The following is a 16995-nucleotide window of genomic DNA, read 5'->3' on the forward strand; positions in this document are numbered from 1 at the left end:
GCTACTGGATCCGCTTGCGAATGATGCCGGAGCCGTATTCGGCCAGCATGACGATGCCGATGATGACGAGCAGGATCGCGCCCGCGCTGTCGTATTCGTAGCGGTCGATGGCGGTGTTCAGCGTCGCGCCGACGCCACCCGCGCCGACGATGCCGATCACCGCCGACTCGCGGAAATTGATGTCGAGGCGATAGAGGGAGAGCCCGATGAGACGCGGCATGACCTGCGGCTGCACCGCGTAGTTGACGAGTTGCAGCCACGACGCCCCGGTGGCGCGGACGGCCTCGGCCTGGGTCTCGTCGATCTCCTCGATGTCCTCGGCCAGGAGCTTGGCGATGAAGCCGATGGTGGCGAAGGCGAGGGTGAGAAAGCCGGCGAACGGCCCGAAGCCGAACATCGCCACCAGCAGGATGGCGATGACGATCTCCTGAAACGCCCGCGACACCGCGATGATCGCCCGGCAGACGAGATAGACCGGCAGGGGCGCCAGATTACGCGCCGCGCCGATGCCGATCGGGATCGAGATCGCGATGCCGACGACGGTCGCGCAGACCGTCATGGTCAGGCTCTCCTGAATGCCGGCGACGATGTCACGCCAGCGCGTGGTGAAATCGGGCAAGAGGAAGCCCTGCGCGAACCGCCAGCCGCGCTCCAGCCCCTCGTAGGCGCGCAGCCAGTTCACCTCCACCGTCGACAGCGCCGCGAGGAGATAGAGCGCGAGGCCGCCATAGACGAGAAGGCGCGTCGTGCGCGAGCGGATGAACAGCGGCGGCCGTTTCCAGCGGCCGGGATAGGATACGGCGCCCGTCATGCGATGCCCGCCAGACGGCTCGCGGCCTCGCGCGCGTAGGCGGCGCTCTCGGCGTCCTCCGAGGCGTCGGCGTCGGCCTGCTTGCGCATGGCGGCCCAGTCCTCCTCGCCGTAGATGCGGGTGAGCGCGTCTGTGTCGAGCGCGTCGGGCGGGCCGTCGAAAACGATCTCGCCGGCGCGCAGGCCGATGATGCGCTCGACGAAAGCCTGCGCCAGCAGCACGTCGTGAATGTTGATGATCGCGGGCAGGCCGCGCTCCTGGCAGATCTCCATGATCAGGCGCATGATCTGGCGCGAGGTGCGCGGATCGAGCGAGGCGGTGGGTTCGTCGATCAGCAGCAGTTCCGGGTCCTGCTCCAGCGCGCGGGCGATGCCGACGCGCTGCCGCTGGCCGCCCGAGAGCGCGTCGGCGCGCTTGTCGGCGTGGTCGATAAGGCCGACGCGGTCGAGCAGCGCGAAGGCGTCGGTGACGTAGACAGGCGGGAAGCGGCGCAGGAAGCTGCGCCAGAAGGGCACGTAGCCGAGCCGGCCCGACAGCACGTTCTCCATCACGGTCAGCCGCTCCACGAGCGCGTATTCCTGAAAGATCATGCCGATACGCCGGCGCGCCAGCCGGAGCCTGCCGCGCGGCAGGGCGGTGACGTCGAGATCGCGCAGATAGACCTTGCCGCCGTTCGGCTCCACGAGGCGGTTGATGCAGCGGATCAGGGTCGACTTGCCCGAGCCGGACGGGCCGATGAGTCCAACGACCTGTCCGGCCGGGATCTCGAAGCTGACGCCTTTCAGGGCCTTGTCGCCGGTTCGGTAGGTTTTTGTCAGGTTCGACACCCTGAGCATGGGTTATTCCCTTGTGCCGGACTTCGATTTTCGAGCGCTTTCTGATCGATTGTTTACATTCGATCGGCGGGCGCTCCAAACAGAAACGCCGGGGTTCGACCGAACACCGGCGTTTCGTTTCGGGAACGGAGGTTATTTGCAGTCGTAGCTGACGCCGGTCGCTTCATCGATGGCGCGGATCACGGCCCAATGGTCCTTGAAGCTGATCGGGATGAACTTCTCCTGCGGCGGCTCGGAAGCCTGGAACTCCTTCAGCAGCGCCGAATCCGTCCAGTCGAAGGTGAAGAAGGCATCGCGGATCTTGTCCTGCAGCTCCGGCGTCAGGTTGTAGACCACGCCGTAGCCGGTGGTGGGGAAGGTCTGCGACTTGTAGATCGACACGAACTGGTCGCGCTTCACGACATCGCGGGCGACCATGCGGTTGAGCACGGAATTGGCGACGGCCGCGGCCGGATAGTCCTTGTTGACGACGCCGAGGATGGAGTTGTCGTGCTTGCCGGAGAACACCGGCTCGAAATCCGTGCCCGCGTCGAGGCCGTATTCCGCCTTGAGGATGGCGGACGGCGCCTTGAAGCCGGAGTTGGAGGTCTCGGAGGTGAAGGCGAGCTTCTTGCCCTTCAGATCCTCGATCTTCTCGACGCCGGAGCCCGGGAACGTGATGATCTCCATCTCATAGCCGAAGGCGTCGCCCTCGTTGGCGGCCATCATGGCGAAGGGCTTGAAGCCGGCGCAGGCGACCGCGATCGGGTTGCCGCCGGTGTTGAAGCCCGCGACATGGAGGCGGCCGGCGCGCATCGCCTCGATCTGGGCGGCGTTCGACTGCACGGGGAAGAACTGCACCTTCTTGCCGGTCTTCTCGGCGAGATGGTCGAGGAAGCCCTTCCACACGTCGGCGTAGACGGCGGGGTCTTCGACCGGGGTGTAGGCGAAGATCAGCGTATCCGGGTCGATCTGCTGGGCCGGATCGGTCGGCGTATCGGCCACCAGGTCGCCGTCGGCGTCCGTATAGCGGCTGTCGAGCTTGAACTCGGCGTGCGCAGGGAATGCGAACGCCACGGAAAGGGCCAGGGCGGCAAGCAATTTCTTCATGAGTCTCTCCCGTAAGACGACGTCGGCGGCCGCAATCCTGCCGGGAGTCGAACCCGCAGCGGCCTCAAGCCGATCCTGCCGGGTTATTGGACAGCAACGTCACAGTCTTGTGACAATGGCGTTCACAGAAGCGCGGATCGGGCAGGAGATCGTCCGGCAGCGGCCCATTCCGGGGGGATTGCCGGGATCATGGACGTCTGTCCCCCGCCGAATGCGCATCCGCGCTGCCGAGAGCGAGCGACAGTTGCGCCTCGGCGATCTCGACGAGATCGATCGGCGGACGTTTCGTCATGAACCTGTTCCACAGCAGGCCGGCCATGACGGGAGCGATCAGGAGCTGGGGAAAACGGCGGATCGCGTCCAGCCGCGGCGCATCGTCGCGATTCGCCATTGTCGCGATGTGCTCCAGGATCGGCTCCACGACCGCTTCTATATAGATGTCGACGAGTTGCGGGAAGTGGCGCCCCTCCGTCAGGGCGACCAGCGCGACGCCCGCCCTGCCGGAGTTCTGCAAATCCGCCACGGACTGGAGCATGAAGGCGCGAAGGGCCTCGATGGGAGAAGTGTCCTGCGCGATCGTCGCGCTTCGTTCCGCGTGCGGCGGCGGCAAGGTCTCGCGCACCACGCCGGCGAAGAGGTCCTCCTTGCTTCTGAAGTAGAGGTAGAGCGTGCCCTTGGCCACACCGGCTCTCTCGGCCACCGACGAGAGCCTCGCGTTCGCGAAGCCGTTTTCGGTGAATTCTTCCATGGCCGCGCGCAGGATGGCGGCGCGCTTCACCTCTTTCTTGAGGCGCACGCGATCGGATTCGGACCTGGTCGGCGCGGTGGGGCGTTGTTGTTCTGTCATGGGCGGTTCCGCTATCCGCGAATAGTGGCATGAAACAAAATGACCTGCCAGTCATTTTATCATTGAAAAATGACCGGAAGGTCATTATCGTCGCGAATGACATCGGGAAGCCTCTGACATGAAGCGTGGAGCCCTCATCATCCTGCTCGTCGCCGCCCTTGCCGGCGGCGGGGCGTATTACTGGGGGAGCCGGCAATCGGGGGGTGAGGCGCTGGCGCTCGGCGGCAATGTCGACATCCGCGAGGTCAATCTCTCCTTCCGGGTCGCCGGGCGCGTCGCGGCGGTGGAGGTGGACGAGGGCGACCGCGTCGCCGCGGACGACGTCATCGCGCGGATCGACCCCGAGCCGCTGCGGCAGGCGCTGGCGCAGACGGAAGGCTCGCTCGCCGCGGCTGAGGCCAACGAGGCGCTCCTGAGGGCGGGCACCAGAGCCGAGGACATCGCACGGCTCAAGGCGCAGATGGAGGGACTCAGCGCCGTCTCGGAAACTGCGCGGATGACCTATGACCGCCAGCAGTCGCTGGCGCGGACGAACATCACCTCGCGGCAGGCGCTGGACGACGCCCGCGCGGCACGCGACCGCGCCATTGCGGAACACGAGGCGGCGCGGCAGGCCTATACGGCCGCGGTCAACGGCGCGCGTCCCGAGGAGCTGGCGCAGGCGGCGGCGCAGCGGCAGGCGGCGCAGGCGCAGCGGGACGCCGCCGAACTGCAACTGCGCGACGCGACCCTGCTCGCCCCGAGCCCGGGGACGGTTCTGACGCGCGCCGTCGAACCCGGCACCATGGTCAGCGCCGGCGCGACCGTCGTCACCCTGTCGCTCGACCGTCCGGTGCGCATCCGCGCCTATGTGCGGGAGCCCGATCTCGGCCGGGTCGCGCCGGGCACGAAGGTGCTCGTCCATACCGACGCCCGCCCTGGCGAACCCTATGCCGGCACGGTCGGCTTCGTATCGCCGCGGGCGGAGTTCACGCCCAAGCAGGTGGAGACGCAGGACCTGCGCACCGCGCTCGTCTACCGGCTGCGCATTGTCATCGACGACGCCGACGACCGGCTGCGGCAGGGCATGCCGGTGACGGTGCGCCTCGCGAGCGAGGCCGAGCCAGGATCAAAGTCAGCGCCATGAGCGAGCCGGCCGTCCTTCTCCGGGGCCTCGGCCACCGCTACCCGGAACAGGGTGAGGGCGAATCGGCCCTTCTCGACATCGACATCGCCGTCCGTCCCGGCATCATCACCGGGCTTGCGGGTCCCGATGGCGCGGGCAAGACGACGCTGATGCGCGTCATGGCCGGCCTGCTGAAGCCGACGGCCGGATCGGCGCAGGTTCTCGGGCTCGATCCGATCGCCGACACGGACGACCTGCATGTGCGGGTCGGCTACATGCCGCAGAAATTCGGGCTCTACGAGGACCTGACGGTCATGGAGAACCTCGTCCTCTACGCCGATCTGCGCGGCGTCGGCGGCAAGGTGCGCCAGGCGCAGTTCGAGCGGCTGCTCGATTTCACCGATCTGCATCGCTTCACCACGCGTCTCGCCGGCAAGCTTTCGGGCGGCATGAAGCAGAAGCTCGGCCTCGCCTGCACGCTGATCGGCACGCCGGAGCTGCTGCTCCTCGACGAGCCGGGGGTGGGCGTCGATCCGATTTCACGCCAGGACCTCTGGCGCATGGTGACGAGCCTCGCCGAGGGCGGCATGGCGGTCGTCTGGGCCACGGCGTATCTGGACGAGGCGGAGCGCTGCGACGAACTCTGCCTGATGAACGAGGGCAGGGTGATCTTCGCCGGCCGGCCCGCCGAACAGATTGAACGGATGCGCGGGCGCTGCGTCCAGATCAGGGACATTGCCGGCAACCGCCGCCATTTCCTGCGCCGCGCGCTCGGCAGCGCCGGCGTGGTCGATGGCGTGATCCAGGGCGAGAGCGTGCGTCTCGTGCTGGAGGAGGGCGTGACCCGCCCGGATGCCGGCCTGATGGCGGGCGAAGCGGGCGCACGGGCCGTCGCGGTCGAGCCGCGTCTGGAGGATGCCTTCATCGACCTCGTCGGTGGCGGGCCGGACGGTCATTCCGTCCTCGCCGAAACCATGCCCGTCGCCGAACTCCCCGAGGGCGTCGACGCGGATGCGGTGATCCGCGCCCGCGAGCTGACGCGCAAGTTCGGCGACTTCACCGCCACCGACCATGTCACCTTCAACGTCAGGCGCGGCGAGATCTTCGGCCTGCTGGGGCCGAACGGCGCGGGCAAGTCCACCACCTTCCGCATGCTGTGCGGCCTTCTCACGCCGACCTCCGGCGAGGCGCAGGTGATGGGGATCGACCTGAAGCGAAGCGCGGGCCGGGCACGCCAGAAGCTCGGCTACATGGCGCAGAAATTCTCGCTCTACGGCAATCTCGGCGTCGAGCAGAACCTCGCCTTCTTCTCCGGCATCTACGGGCTGAAGGGACGCGCGCGCGAAGAGAAGGTGGCCCGGATGATGGAGAGCTTCGACCTTGCGCGCTACCGGCGCACCATGGCGGGCGAGCTGCCGCTCGGCTTCAAGCAGCGGCTCGCGCTCGCCTGCGCGCTGATGCACGAGCCGCCGCTGCTCTTCCTCGATGAGCCGACATCCGGCGTCGATCCGGTGACGCGGCGCGAATTCTGGATGCACATCAACGCCCTCGTCGACAAGGGCGTGACCGTGATGGTGACGACGCATTTCATGGACGAGGCGGAATATTGCGACCGCATCGCCCTGATCTATCGCGGACGCATGATCGCCGCAGGCCCGCCCGATGCGCTGAAGCGCGAGGTCGCGAGCCACGACCTGCCCGATCCCACGTTCGAGGACGCCTTCATCCGTCTGATCCGGCGCGACGACGCGGCACAGCGTGAAGCGGAGGGCCAAGCGGGGGAGGGGGCGGCATGACGGAGAACGCGCCCGCCAAGGCACCCCCTGCCAAGGCACCCCCCTCTCGCGCGGGCTTTTCGCTGCGCAGGCTCTCCGCCCTGTGCCTCAAGGAGACGCGACAGATCATCCGCGATCCGAGCAGCATCCTGATCGCCATCGTCCTGCCGGTCGTCCTGCTGTTCATTTTCGGTTTCGGCATCTCGCTCGACACCAACCGGCTGGCGGTCGGCGTGGTGATGGAGGATCGCGGCGTCGAGGCGGTGCGGCTCGCGGCGGCCGCGGCCGGCTCGCCCTACATCGAGCCCGTCTTCGCCAATACGCTGGCCGAGATCGAGGAGAGGCTGACGCGCGGGGAACTGCGCGGGGCCATCGTCATCCCGCAGGATTTTACCGCGAAAGTGCAGGCGGGGGGCGGCGAGGCCAACGTGCAGGTGCTGGCGGACGGGTCGGAGCCGAATACGGCGAATTTCGTCGCGAGCTATGCGCGGGGGCTTTTCGAAAGCTGGCTCGCCGCGCGGGCCGATGCCTACGGCATGCCGTTCAGCGAAGCCATCTCGATCGAGCCGCGCTACTGGTTCAACCCGGCGACGGTCAGCCGCAACTATCTCATTCCCGGCTCCATTTCCGTGATCATGACCATCATCGGGGCGCTGCTGACATCGCTCGTCGTCGCCCGCGAGTGGGAGCGGGGAACCATGGAGGCGCTGCTCGCGACCCCCGTCCGCCGGGCCGAGCTGCTGCTGTCGAAAAGCCTGCCCTATTATGTGCTGGCCATGCTGGCCATGGCCATCTGCGTCCTGATCGCGGTCTTCGTCATGGACGTCCCTTTCCGGGGGTCTATCGCCGTCCTGCTGTTGTCGACGAGCCTGTTCCTTGGCAGCGCGCTGGGGCTCGGCCTGCTGCTGTCGACGGTGACGCGCAACCAGTTCAACGCCGCGCAGGGGGCGCTCAATGCCGCCTTCCTGCCCTCGGCCCTGCTGTCGGGCCTGATCTTCGAGATCGCCTCGATGCCCGCGGTGGTGCAGGCGGTGACCTATCTCGTTCCGGCCCGCTACTTCGTGAAGATCATGCAGACGCTGTTCCAGGCGGGCGAGGTGTGGTCCATTCTCCTGCCGAACATGCTGTTCCTGCTGATCTCGGCAATCTTCTGGCTCGGCCTCACGGCGTGGAAGACGCGCCGCAGGCTGGACGGGTGAGTGCCATGTGGAACCGCATCGTCGCCCTCGTCATCAAGGAATTGCAGCAGCTTCTGGCCACCCGGCGCAACGTGATGATGCTGCTCACGCCACTCTTCCTCCAGCTCGCCATTTTTCCCTTCGCGACCACGCTGGAGGTGCGGAACGCCACGCTCGCGATCATGAACGAGGATCAGGGCGCCGTCGCCATCGAACTCGTCCAGCGCCTCGCGGCGGCGTCCGCCTTCAACGAGGTGGTCGCCGTGCACGACGAGGACGCGCTCCGGCAGACGATCGACGCGCAGGCGGCGCTGCTGGCGATCCGCATCCCCCCGGACTTCTCCGGCAAGGTCCTGACCGGGGAACCCGTGAGCCTTCAGGCGCTGATCGACGGGCGGCGGTCCAACGCGGCGCAGATCGCCTTCTCCTATGTCCAGCAGATCGTCATCCAGTTCGCCGAGGAGTACGCCGGCCAGGTCCCGCCCGCGACCCTTGTCGTCCGCAATCTCTACAATCCCAACCTCGAATACCGCTGGTTCGTGCTGCCGAGCCTCGTGGCGATCATCGCCACCGTCGGCTGCCTGCTCGTGACGGCGCTGTCGCTGGCGCGCGAGCGGGAGGAAGGCACGTTCGACCAGCTGCTGGTGACGCCGCTGACGCCCGCCTACATCATGCTCGGCAAGGCGGTGCCCGGCGTTCTCGTGTCGATGGTGCAGGGAGGGATCATCGCGCTCGCCGCCGTCGTGCTCTACGGCGTGCCCTTCACGGGGCCGGTCTGGCTGCTGGCGCTCGCCACCTTCGCCTACGCACTCGCGCTTTCCGGCGTGGGCCTGCTGATCTCGGCGGTCTCGACCAGCCAGCAGCAGGCGTTTCTCGGCGTCTTCTGCTTCATGGTGCCCTCCGTGGTGCTGTCCGGCTATCTCGCGCCGGTCGAGAACATGCCGACCGTGCTGCGCTGGCTGAGCGCGGCCAATCCCCTGACGCACTTCATCGCCATGGCGAAGGGCATCTTCCTCAAGAGCTACGGCCTGCCCGAAACCACCGCGTCGCTTCTGGCGCTGTTCGCCATCGCCGGCGTTTCCCTGATCACCGCCCATATGGTGTTCTGGAGGCAGACGAAGTCGTGACGGGGCCGGCTCCCGCCCGTGATGCCGGAGAGCCGCTAATATCGCTTGACGCGCACCAAAAATTGCGTGATCTTGGAATCAGAAATAAAAATTGCAAATCACGCGGGAGATGGCACCCGGGTGAGGAGGAAACGACCTGAAATGCCGGTGCCGGCGGATGCGTGCTTTCTCGTGCGATCCGCGCCGTCAGCGCGCATGGGGCCTGCCTGTCTCCTCGCCGGGTTTTCGGTCCGCTCTCCATCTTCAGCATCCGGAACGGGAGGCGAGCGTTCGCCTCTGCGCGAGCCCGACCATGGCGATACTGCAACTCGACAAGATCACGAAGTCCTACGGCGAGGTGCCGGTGCTCAAGGGCATCGACCTGTCGCTGGAGGCCGGCGAGGTTCTGGCGCTCGTCGGCGAGAACGGGGCCGGGAAATCCACGCTGATGCGCATCGTCGCGGGCCTCCACCGCCAGACCGCCGGCAAGCTGGTGTTCGACGGCAAGCCGGCGCCCGCAAGCCTCATCGCGGCGGAACAGGCCGGCATCGTGATGGTGCATCAGGAATTCTGCCTCGCGCCGCATCTGACCGTGGCCGAGAACGTCTTCCTGGGGCGCGAGCGCGTGCGGGGGTTCTTTACCGACCGGCAGGCCATGGAAAAGGCGTCGGCGGCGCTGCTCGCGGAACTCGGATCGTCGGTGCCTGTGCGCGCCCGGATGCACGACCTGCCCGTCTCCGACTGGCAGATGGTCGAACTCGCCAAGGCGTTCGCCCGCTCGCCGAAGCTCATTCTCATGGACGAGCCGACGGCAGTGCTGTCGGGCACGGAAGCGCAGCGCCTTTTCAGGCGCATCCGCGCCTTTCAGCGCACCGGCGGCGCGGTCGTCTTCACGTCGCATCGTCTCGACGAGGTCAAGGAGATCGCTGACCGCATCGCGGTGCTGCGCGATGGACAGATCGTGCGTGTCGCAAGGGCCGATGCCCTGTCCGAGGCGGAGATGGCGGAAGCCATGGTGGGCCGTCCGCTCGCGGAGATCTATCCGGAAAGGGCGAAACGCGACCCCGTCGAGACGCTCGTCAGCGTGCGGGACCTGACCGCGCCCCATGCGGTGACGAATGCCAGCCTCGACATCAGGAAGGGCGAGATCCTGGGCGTCGCCGGTCTCGTGGGGTCGGGGCGCACGGAGCTGTTCGAGGCGATCGTGGGCCTGCGCGCGGCGCACTGCCGCTCGTTCGTGCTGCGCGGGGCCGAGCGCCGGCTGCCGAGCGCCCGGCAGGCGTGGCAACTGAAGCTCGCCTATCTGACGGAAGACCGGAAGGGGCGGGGGCTGCTTCTCGGCAAGTCGCTCGACGAGAACGTGGCCCTGACGAAGGGCGCCATCAGCGGCGCGCACTGGATAGACCCGCGCGCGGAGCGGGACGATCTGACGGCGGCGGTGAAGCGATACGACATCCGCGTGGGGCGTCACGACGTGCCGGTGGGCGCGCTGAGCGGCGGCAACCAGCAGAAGGTGCTGATCGCCAAGACGCTCGCGACCGATCCCGATCTCGTCATCTTCGACGAGCCGACGCGCGGCGTCGACATCGGCGCGAAACAGAAGATCTACGCGATCATCGTCGAACTGGCGGCGGCGGGGAAGGCCGTCGTGGTCATTTCCTCCGAGATGCAGGAAATCGTCGGCCTCGCCGACCGGGTCATCGTCATGCGCCGCGGCAGGATCGCCGGCGAACTGACCGGCGAGAGCATCTGCGAGGGCGAGATCATCCGCTTCGCCATGGGGCTGCAGGAAATGGGCCTTCAGGAGGAGGCAAGCCGTGTCTGAACAAGCCATGTCTGAACAAGCCGCGTCCGAAATCACCATCGAACGGAACCGCGCCGCCTCGCCTTCCGTCCGCGCGCTCGTGCGGGCGCTGGGAGCGGGAGGCCCCCTGATCGCCCTCGTGCTGCTGATGATCGTCGGCGCCCTCATGAGCGACCGTTTCCTGACCCCGGACAACCTGTCGAACGTGCTCACGCGCAGCGCCATCATCGGCATCATCGCCGTTGGCGCGACGTTCGTCATCACGGCAGGCGGCCTCGACCTGTCGGTCGGGTCGCTCTCGGCCCTCGTCGCTGGTCTCGCGATCCTGTTCATGAACAGCCTGACGGCGACGTTCGGCGCCGGATGGGAGACGGTCGCGGCGGGCATCCTCTTTTCCGTCTTCATCGGCGCGGCGGCGGGCTTGCTGAACGGCGCCATGATCGTCAAGGGCAGGGTCGAGGCGTTCATCGTCACTCTCGGCACCATGGGGATATTCCGCTCGCTCGTGACGTGGCTCGCCGACGGCGGCTCGATATCGCTCGACTTCTCGCTGCGCGACGTGGCCCGGCCGATCTATTACGGGCAGCTCGGCGGCGTCACCGTCCCGATCCTGGTTCTCCTCGTCATCGTGGTCGTCGGCGAAATCGTGCTGCGGCGCGTGCGGTTCGGACGCCACGTCGCGGCGATCGGGTCGAACCGGAACGTGGCGGCCTACTCCGCGATCCCGGTCGATCGCGTCCGCATCCTGACCTATGTGATCCAGGGCGTCTGCGTCGCCGTCGCCTCGGCCATCTACGTGCCGCGGCTCGGCACGGTGACGCCGTCCACCGGCCTCATGTGGGAGCTCGAGGCGATCGCGGCCGTCATCATCGGCGGCACGGCGCTCGGCGGCGGGTTCGGACGCATCTGGAGCACCATCGCCGGCGTGCTGATCCTCGGGTTCATCAGCAACATCCTGAACCTGACCGGCGTCGTCAGCCCTTATCTGAATGGCGCGTTCCAGGGGGCGATCATCATCATCGCGGTTCTGGTGCAGCGCGACCGCTCGCGCGGATAGGGGGCCTATCCGCGCGGCGCATCACTACCGTTTCACGCAATACCCATGCGCCGGCCTCCGGGCCGGACAGGGAAACTTTGTCGCAATCCAAGGGTCATAACCCAAGGGAGGAAATGCATGCTGAAGGGTTTGAAATCTGCAATCGTCGCGGGCGTGGTCGCGCTTGCCGGCTGGGCGACACCGTCTGTCGCGGCGGACGCCGTGATCGGCGTCTCGATCCCCGCCGCCACCCACGGCTGGACCGGCGGCCTCAACTATCACACCAGGCGCACGATCGAGCGCATGAAGGAGGCGTTCCCGACCATCGACTTCGTCCTCACCACCTCGTCGAGCGCGACGCAGCAGGTGAACGACATCGAGGACCTGCTCGCGCGCGACATCAACGCGCTTGTGGTGCTGCCGTTCGAATCCGATCCGCTGACCGCGCCGGTGAAGGCGGCGAAGGCGAAAGGCGTCTTCATCACCACGGTGGATCGCGGTCTCGGAGAAGAGGGGATCGAAGATCTCTATGTCGGCGGAGACAATCCGCAATACGGCCGCACGGCGGCCGAGTATTTCAAGCAGAAGTTTCCGGACGGCGGCAAGGTCGTCGTCATGCGCGGCATTCCGACCGCCATCGACAATATCCGCATCGAGGCTTTCGAGGAGGCGCTGAAGGACAGCAAGATCGAGGTTCTGGACAAGCAATACGCCAACTGGAACCCGGACAAGGGCTTCGAGGTCATGCAGGACTACCTGCAGCGGTTCCCGCAGATCGACGGCGTGTGGGCCGGTGACGACGACGCGGCGCTGGGGGCTATCGAGGCCATCCGGCAGAGCGGGCGCCAGAACATCGCGGTTCTCGGCGGATCGGGCATGAACAAGGTCATCAAGCTCGTGATCGACGGCCACGATCTCGTGGATGCGGACATCTTCTATCCGCCGACCCTGATCATTCCCGCCATCGAACTGGTGACGCTGAAATACGCCACCCAGGCGCCGATCACCGGCCGCTACGTCCTCGACAGCCCGCTGATCACCAAGGACAACGCCGCCGAATACTACTTCGCCGATGCGCCCTACTGATAAACGAATGCGCCCCCGAAAGGGGGCGCATTTTTTGGCGTTTTGCGGGATGTTCAGACGAAGGCCGGCGTGAGCCACTGGCCGGCAAGGTGGCTGTCGACCACGGCATCGACGAAGGCGACGCCCTTGAGGCCGTCCGCGGAGGTCGGGATGGACGCGGGGTCGTGGGCGGGTGCGCGTTCCTCGATCCGGGCGCGGATGGCCTCGGCATAGCCGGTGTAGAGATTGGCGAAAGCCTCGATGTAGCCCTCCGGATGACCCGGCGGCGTGCGGGTGCGGCTTTTCGCGTTGGGCGCGAGATCGTCCCGCCCGCGCTTGATGAGAGTGGGGGCGCCGTTGAGCGGCGTGAACAGCAGGTCGTTCGGCTGCTCCTGCTGCCACGCGAGGCTCGCCCTGTCGCCGTAGACGCGCAGCCGCAGGCCGTTCGACTGGCCGATAGCCACCTGCGAGGCCCACAGCAACCCGCGCGCGCCGCCCTCGTAGCGCAGCAGGACGTTGGCGTTGTCATCAAGCGCGCGTCCGGCGACGAAGGTCTGCAGGTCTGCGAACAGCGCTTCGACCTTCAGGCCGGTGACGAAACCGGCGAGATGGTAGGCGTGGGTGCCGATGTCGCCGATGGCGCCGCCGCGGCCGGATTTTTTCGGGTCCGTCCGCCACGCGGCCTGCGCGTTGCCTTCGAGCTCGATGCCGGTCGCCATCCATTCGAGCGGATATTCCACCTGCACGACGCGGATGGTGCCGAGTTCGCCCGCCGCGACGAGAGCGCGCGCATGGTGAACGGCGGGATAGCCGCTGTAGGTGTAGGTCACGCCCACGAAGCGGCCGGTGGACCCGGCGAGCTCGTGCAGGGCCACGGCATCGTCGAGGGTGGTCGTCATCGGCTTCTCGCAGATGACATGGAAGCCCTCATTCAGCAGGGCGCTGGCGATGGGGAAATGGGTATGGTTGGGCGTGCAGATGGCAACGACGTCGACGGGGTCCGACCGCTCCTTCTCACCCGCGATGAGCGCATGCACGTCGTCATAGGAGCGGTCGGGGGCGATGTAATTGGCGGCGGCGAAACGATGGCCGCGCGCCGCATCCGCGTCGAAGGCGCCGGCGACGAGGTCGTAATGGTTGTCGAGGCGCGCGGCGTAGCGATGGATGCCGCCGATATAGGCCCCTTCGCCGCCGCCGATCATGCCGAGGCGCAGGCGGCGGGAGGGTGTGGACGCTGACGTCATGAACGGGCTCCGGTGGTCACAGGCCGATGATTTCACAAACCGAGTATCCGGCGGTTGACGGTGCGGTCGGCATCCGCCTTGACGAAGTCGTCGAAGGGCCGCTCCGCGACACGGATGATGTGGTCCCTGATGAACTCAGCGCCTTCCCGCGCGCCGTCTTCCGGGTGCTTCAGCGCGCATTCCCACTCCAGCACGGCCCAGCCGTCGAAGTCGTAGGCCGCGAGCTTGGAGAAGATGGCGCCGAAATCGACCTGTCCGTCGCCGGGGGAGCGGAAGCGGCCGGCGCGGGAAATCCACGGCTGGTATCCGCCATAGGCTCCGGTCTTGCCGGTGGGGCGGAACTCCGCGTCCTTGACGTGAAAGGCGCGGATGCGCTCGTGGTAATGATCGATATACGCGAGGTAATCGATGGATTGCAGCACGAGGTGGCTCGGGTCGTACATGATGTTGCAGCGGGCGTGGCCGTTCACGCGTTCGAGGAACATCTCGAAGGTCAGCCCGTCGTGGAGGTCTTCGGTCGGGTGGATCTCGTAGCACAGGTCGACGCCCTCGGCGTCGAAACGGTCGAGAAGGGGCCGCCACCGCCGCGCCAGCTCGTCGAACCCGTCCGCGATCAGGCCGTCCGGCCATTGCGGGTAAGGGTAGAAATAGGGCCACAGCAGGGTGCCGCTGAAGGTCACATGCCGGTCGAGGCCGAAACGGCGCGAGGCGACGGCGGCGCGTTCCAGTTGCCGCACGGCCCATTCCTGCCGGGCGGCCGGATTGCGGTGCATGGCCTTGGGCGCGAACGAGTCGGCGGGCAGGTCGAAAGCGGGATGGAGCGCGACGAGCTGCCCCTGCAGGTGGCTCGCGAGCTCGGTCACCACGAGACCGTGGCGGGCGAGCGTTCCCCGGATATCATCGACATAGTCCTGGCTGTCGGCCGCCCGTTCGAGATCGATGATCCGGCTGTCCCAGGTGGGGATCTGCACGCCGGTGAAGCCCTTTTCGGCCGCCCAGCCGGCGAGGCCGTCCAGCGTGTCGAAGGGGGGATCGTTCCCCGCGAACTGGGCCAGAAAGACCCCGGGACCCTTCAAAGTGCGCATCGGCCAACTCCTCGATGTGATTCAGGGGCATGGTTCAGGTTGCCTCGCGGTGCCCGCCATGACGTCCCCGTGATATCCCTTTGGACGTTGTGCATCGCGGCCGCCTCCCGGAAGCCGGGCTCAGAGCGGTGCTGCGGGGGCGGGCGAGGAATCGTAGGCCGCCCAGATCGACTGGTCGTAGTTGATCACGGAACCCGTCATCAGGCCCGATTCCGCGCTGGACAGGAACGCGACCGCCCGCGCCACCTCGTTCGGATCGATCAGCCGGCCGAACGGCTGCGCCGCGGCGGCGTCCTCCAGCCAGTTGTCCTCGGCCCCGTGGTATTCGCGCTGGATGCGGTCCTCGCCGTCGGACGCCATCCAGCCGATGTTGAGCGCGTTGACGCGGATACGGTTGCGCAGCACCGCGTAGGCCGTGTTGCGCGTCAGCGTCGCCAATGCGCCCTTCGAGCTGCAATAGGCGGCGATGAAGGGCTGCCCGGCCTCCGCCGACATGGAACAGATGTTGACGATGGTGCCTTCCGTCTTCTCCCGGCGCATCAGCTTGAGCGTCTCCTGGATCAGGAAGAACGGCCCGCGCACGTTGACGGCGAAAATGGCGTCGAACAGCTCCGGCGAGGTGTCGAGGATGGTGCCCCGGTCGGTGAGCGCCGCCGCGTTGACGAGCGCATCCACGCGGCCGAACGTGCTGTCGGCCCGGTGGATGACGGCGCGGCAATCCTCGACGCTGCGCAGGTCCGCCTGCTGGAACACCACGCGCGCGCCGGTGCGCCGGCCGATGGCCTCGGCCCGTTCCTCGCCCTTGTCGCGCGAGCGGCCGCAGATGACGATGCCGGCGACGCCCCGTTCGGCGAAGAGCGTCGCGATGGCGGCGCCGAGCCCCTGCGTGCCGCCGGTGACGACGGCGATCTTTCCTTCGAGCGTACTCATGCTGCGGCTCCTTCTATGGTATAGCCGGCGTTGGCCAGCGCGCGCGCCAGGGCGTCGTAGCCCTTGACGGCGTATTCGGCGGGCGGGGCCTTGGCGGGATCCTGCTCCGCCTCCACCACGAACCAGCCCTCGTAACCGCTGTCGGCGATGCGCCGGACGATCGTGCCGAAATCGAGCGATCCGTCGCCCGGAACGGTGAACGCGCCCTTGAGCACGGCGTCGAGGAAGGAATCCCGGCCGCGGTCGAGAGCGTCGATGACCGGCGCGCGGATATCCTTGGCATGGACGTGGACGATGCGGCTGCCGTGCTTCTCGATCACGCGCAGGACGTCGCCGCCCGCGAAGGCGAGGTGGCCCGCGTCGTAGAGCAGGCCGACCGCCTCGCCGGTGTGGCGCATCAGGAGGTCGACGTCGTGCTCGGACTCGATGGCCGTGCCCATGTGATGGTGGAAGGCGAGCGGCACGCCCGCCTCGGCGCAGTGCTCGGCAAAGCGGGTGAGCCTGTGGCCGTAGACGCGGATTTCGTCCTCCGACAGCCGGCGGCGGGTGTCGAGCGGCGCCTCGCGCCGGTTCTGGATCGTGCCCGCCGTCTCGCCATAGGCGAGGCACGCGGCGCCGAGCGCGCTGAACAGCGCGAGCTGGCCGGCGACCTTGTCCTTTTCCGCGGCGAGGTCGTCGGGGGCGTCGAGGACCGTGCCGGAGTACCAGCCCGAGGCGAGCTGCAGTGTGTGTGCGGTGAGTTCCCGGCGCAGTTCCGGGGCGGTCCTGGGGAACTTGCCGCCCGTCTCCACGCCGGAAAATCCGGCCGCGCGGCTTTCCCGCAGGCAGGTCTCAAGGGGTGTGTCGCCGCCGAGTTCGGGAAGGTCGTCGTTCGACCAGGCGATCGGCGCGATTGCAAGCTTGGCTTTCATGCATGCGGCTCCTCGGTCCGGCGCCGCGGAGCGGCGGCCGGATCAGTGACAGGACGGAAAACGAGGTGAACGGATCGTCGGACCAACGGGCAATGAGCTTGTCTCAGTGTCCGTTGGTCAAGCCCGCGCGGCGCTTGAGCGACACCCGCTCGACATCGGTCGAAGACCGGGGC

15 protein-coding genes are annotated in these 16995 nt (G+C 67.3%); 7 read left to right on the top strand and 8 right to left on the bottom strand.

Annotated features, from left to right (window positions below; all coding sequences use genetic code 11):
- Nucleotide 1 precedes the first annotated feature (1 nt).
- From phnE to ACUSIJ_RS13130, 4 genes are all read right to left on the bottom strand, one after another.
- The gene (gene phnE / locus ACUSIJ_RS13115; protein ID WP_449308851.1) at nt 2-811 is read right to left on the bottom strand and encodes a phosphonate ABC transporter, permease protein PhnE; all 810 of its coding nucleotides are present in this window, start codon (nt 809-811) and stop codon (nt 2-4) included.
- A complete protein-coding gene (gene phnC, locus ACUSIJ_RS13120) occupies nt 808-1647 on the bottom strand; it encodes a phosphonate ABC transporter ATP-binding protein (RefSeq protein WP_449308852.1) in 840 nt (279 codons plus the stop codon). Before phnC ends, phnE begins: the two co-directional genes overlap by 4 nt.
- Nucleotides 1648-1779: 132 nt before the next feature.
- On the bottom strand, nt 1780-2736 hold the full coding sequence (phnD, locus tag ACUSIJ_RS13125) for a phosphate/phosphite/phosphonate ABC transporter substrate-binding protein (protein WP_449308853.1): 957 nt from the start codon (nt 2734-2736) through the stop codon (nt 1780-1782).
- Nucleotides 2737-2923: 187 nt separating this feature from the next.
- Nucleotides 2924-3583: a TetR/AcrR family transcriptional regulator gene (locus ACUSIJ_RS13130; RefSeq protein ID WP_449308854.1), complete on the bottom strand. Its 660-nt coding sequence runs from the start codon at nt 3581-3583 to the stop codon at nt 2924-2926.
- Nucleotides 3584-3701: 118 nt separating this feature from the next.
- Between ACUSIJ_RS13130 and hlyD the strand changes: the two genes are divergently transcribed.
- The 7 genes from hlyD (at nt 3702) to ACUSIJ_RS13165 (ending at nt 12673) form a co-directional block, all read left to right on the top strand.
- Complete coding sequence (gene hlyD, locus ACUSIJ_RS13135) at nt 3702-4709, top strand: secretion protein HlyD (RefSeq protein WP_449308855.1); 1008 nt, start codon at nt 3702-3704, stop codon at nt 4707-4709.
- Nucleotides 4706-6484, top strand: a complete 1779-nt coding sequence (locus tag ACUSIJ_RS13140; RefSeq protein WP_449308856.1) for an ATP-binding cassette domain-containing protein — start codon at nt 4706-4708, stop codon at nt 6482-6484. Before hlyD ends, ACUSIJ_RS13140 begins: the two co-directional genes overlap by 4 nt.
- Nucleotides 6481-7662 carry an ABC transporter permease gene (locus ACUSIJ_RS13145; protein ID WP_449308857.1) on the top strand — a complete coding sequence of 394 codons (1182 nt, stop codon included), beginning with the start codon at nt 6481-6483 and terminating at the stop codon, nt 7660-7662. The genes ACUSIJ_RS13140 and ACUSIJ_RS13145 overlap by 4 nt, the downstream gene beginning before the upstream one ends.
- A gap of 5 nt (nt 7663-7667) precedes the next feature.
- Nucleotides 7668-8768, top strand: coding sequence for an ABC transporter permease (locus ACUSIJ_RS13150; protein WP_449308894.1), 1101 nt, complete (start codon nt 7668-7670; stop codon nt 8766-8768).
- A gap of 292 nt (nt 8769-9060) precedes the next feature.
- Nucleotides 9061-10572, top strand: a complete 1512-nt coding sequence (locus ACUSIJ_RS13155) for a sugar ABC transporter ATP-binding protein (RefSeq protein ID WP_449308858.1) — start codon at nt 9061-9063, stop codon at nt 10570-10572.
- 7 nt (nt 10573-10579) lie between these two features.
- Nucleotides 10580-11608, top strand: a complete 1029-nt coding sequence (locus tag ACUSIJ_RS13160; protein WP_449308859.1) for an ABC transporter permease — start codon at nt 10580-10582, stop codon at nt 11606-11608.
- Nucleotides 11609-11725: 117 nt separating this feature from the next.
- Nucleotides 11726-12673: a substrate-binding domain-containing protein gene (locus ACUSIJ_RS13165; RefSeq protein WP_449308860.1), complete on the top strand. Its 948-nt coding sequence runs from the start codon at nt 11726-11728 to the stop codon at nt 12671-12673.
- A gap of 53 nt (nt 12674-12726) precedes the next feature.
- On the opposite strand, the gene ACUSIJ_RS13170 is transcribed toward ACUSIJ_RS13165, so the two are convergent.
- The 4 genes from ACUSIJ_RS13170 to iolE form a co-directional block, all read right to left on the bottom strand.
- The gene (locus tag ACUSIJ_RS13170; RefSeq protein ID WP_449308861.1) at nt 12727-13896 is read right to left on the bottom strand and encodes a Gfo/Idh/MocA family protein; all 1170 of its coding nucleotides are present in this window, start codon (nt 13894-13896) and stop codon (nt 12727-12729) included.
- Nucleotides 13897-13928: 32 nt separating this feature from the next.
- Nucleotides 13929-14981, bottom strand: coding sequence for a sugar phosphate isomerase/epimerase family protein (locus ACUSIJ_RS13175; RefSeq protein WP_449308862.1), 1053 nt, complete (start codon nt 14979-14981; stop codon nt 13929-13931).
- A 120-nt stretch (nt 14982-15101) separates the two neighbouring features.
- Nucleotides 15102-15911, bottom strand: coding sequence for an SDR family oxidoreductase (locus ACUSIJ_RS13180; RefSeq protein WP_449308863.1), 810 nt, complete (start codon nt 15909-15911; stop codon nt 15102-15104).
- Nucleotides 15908-16822 (bottom strand): myo-inosose-2 dehydratase, encoded by a 915-nt coding sequence (gene iolE, locus ACUSIJ_RS13185; RefSeq protein WP_449308864.1) that lies wholly within the window; start codon nt 16820-16822, stop codon nt 15908-15910. Before iolE ends, ACUSIJ_RS13180 begins: the two co-directional genes overlap by 4 nt.
- Nucleotides 16823-16995: the final 173 nt, after the last annotated feature.

It is taken from the genome of Pseudochelatococcus sp. B33, from assembly GCF_053570585.1.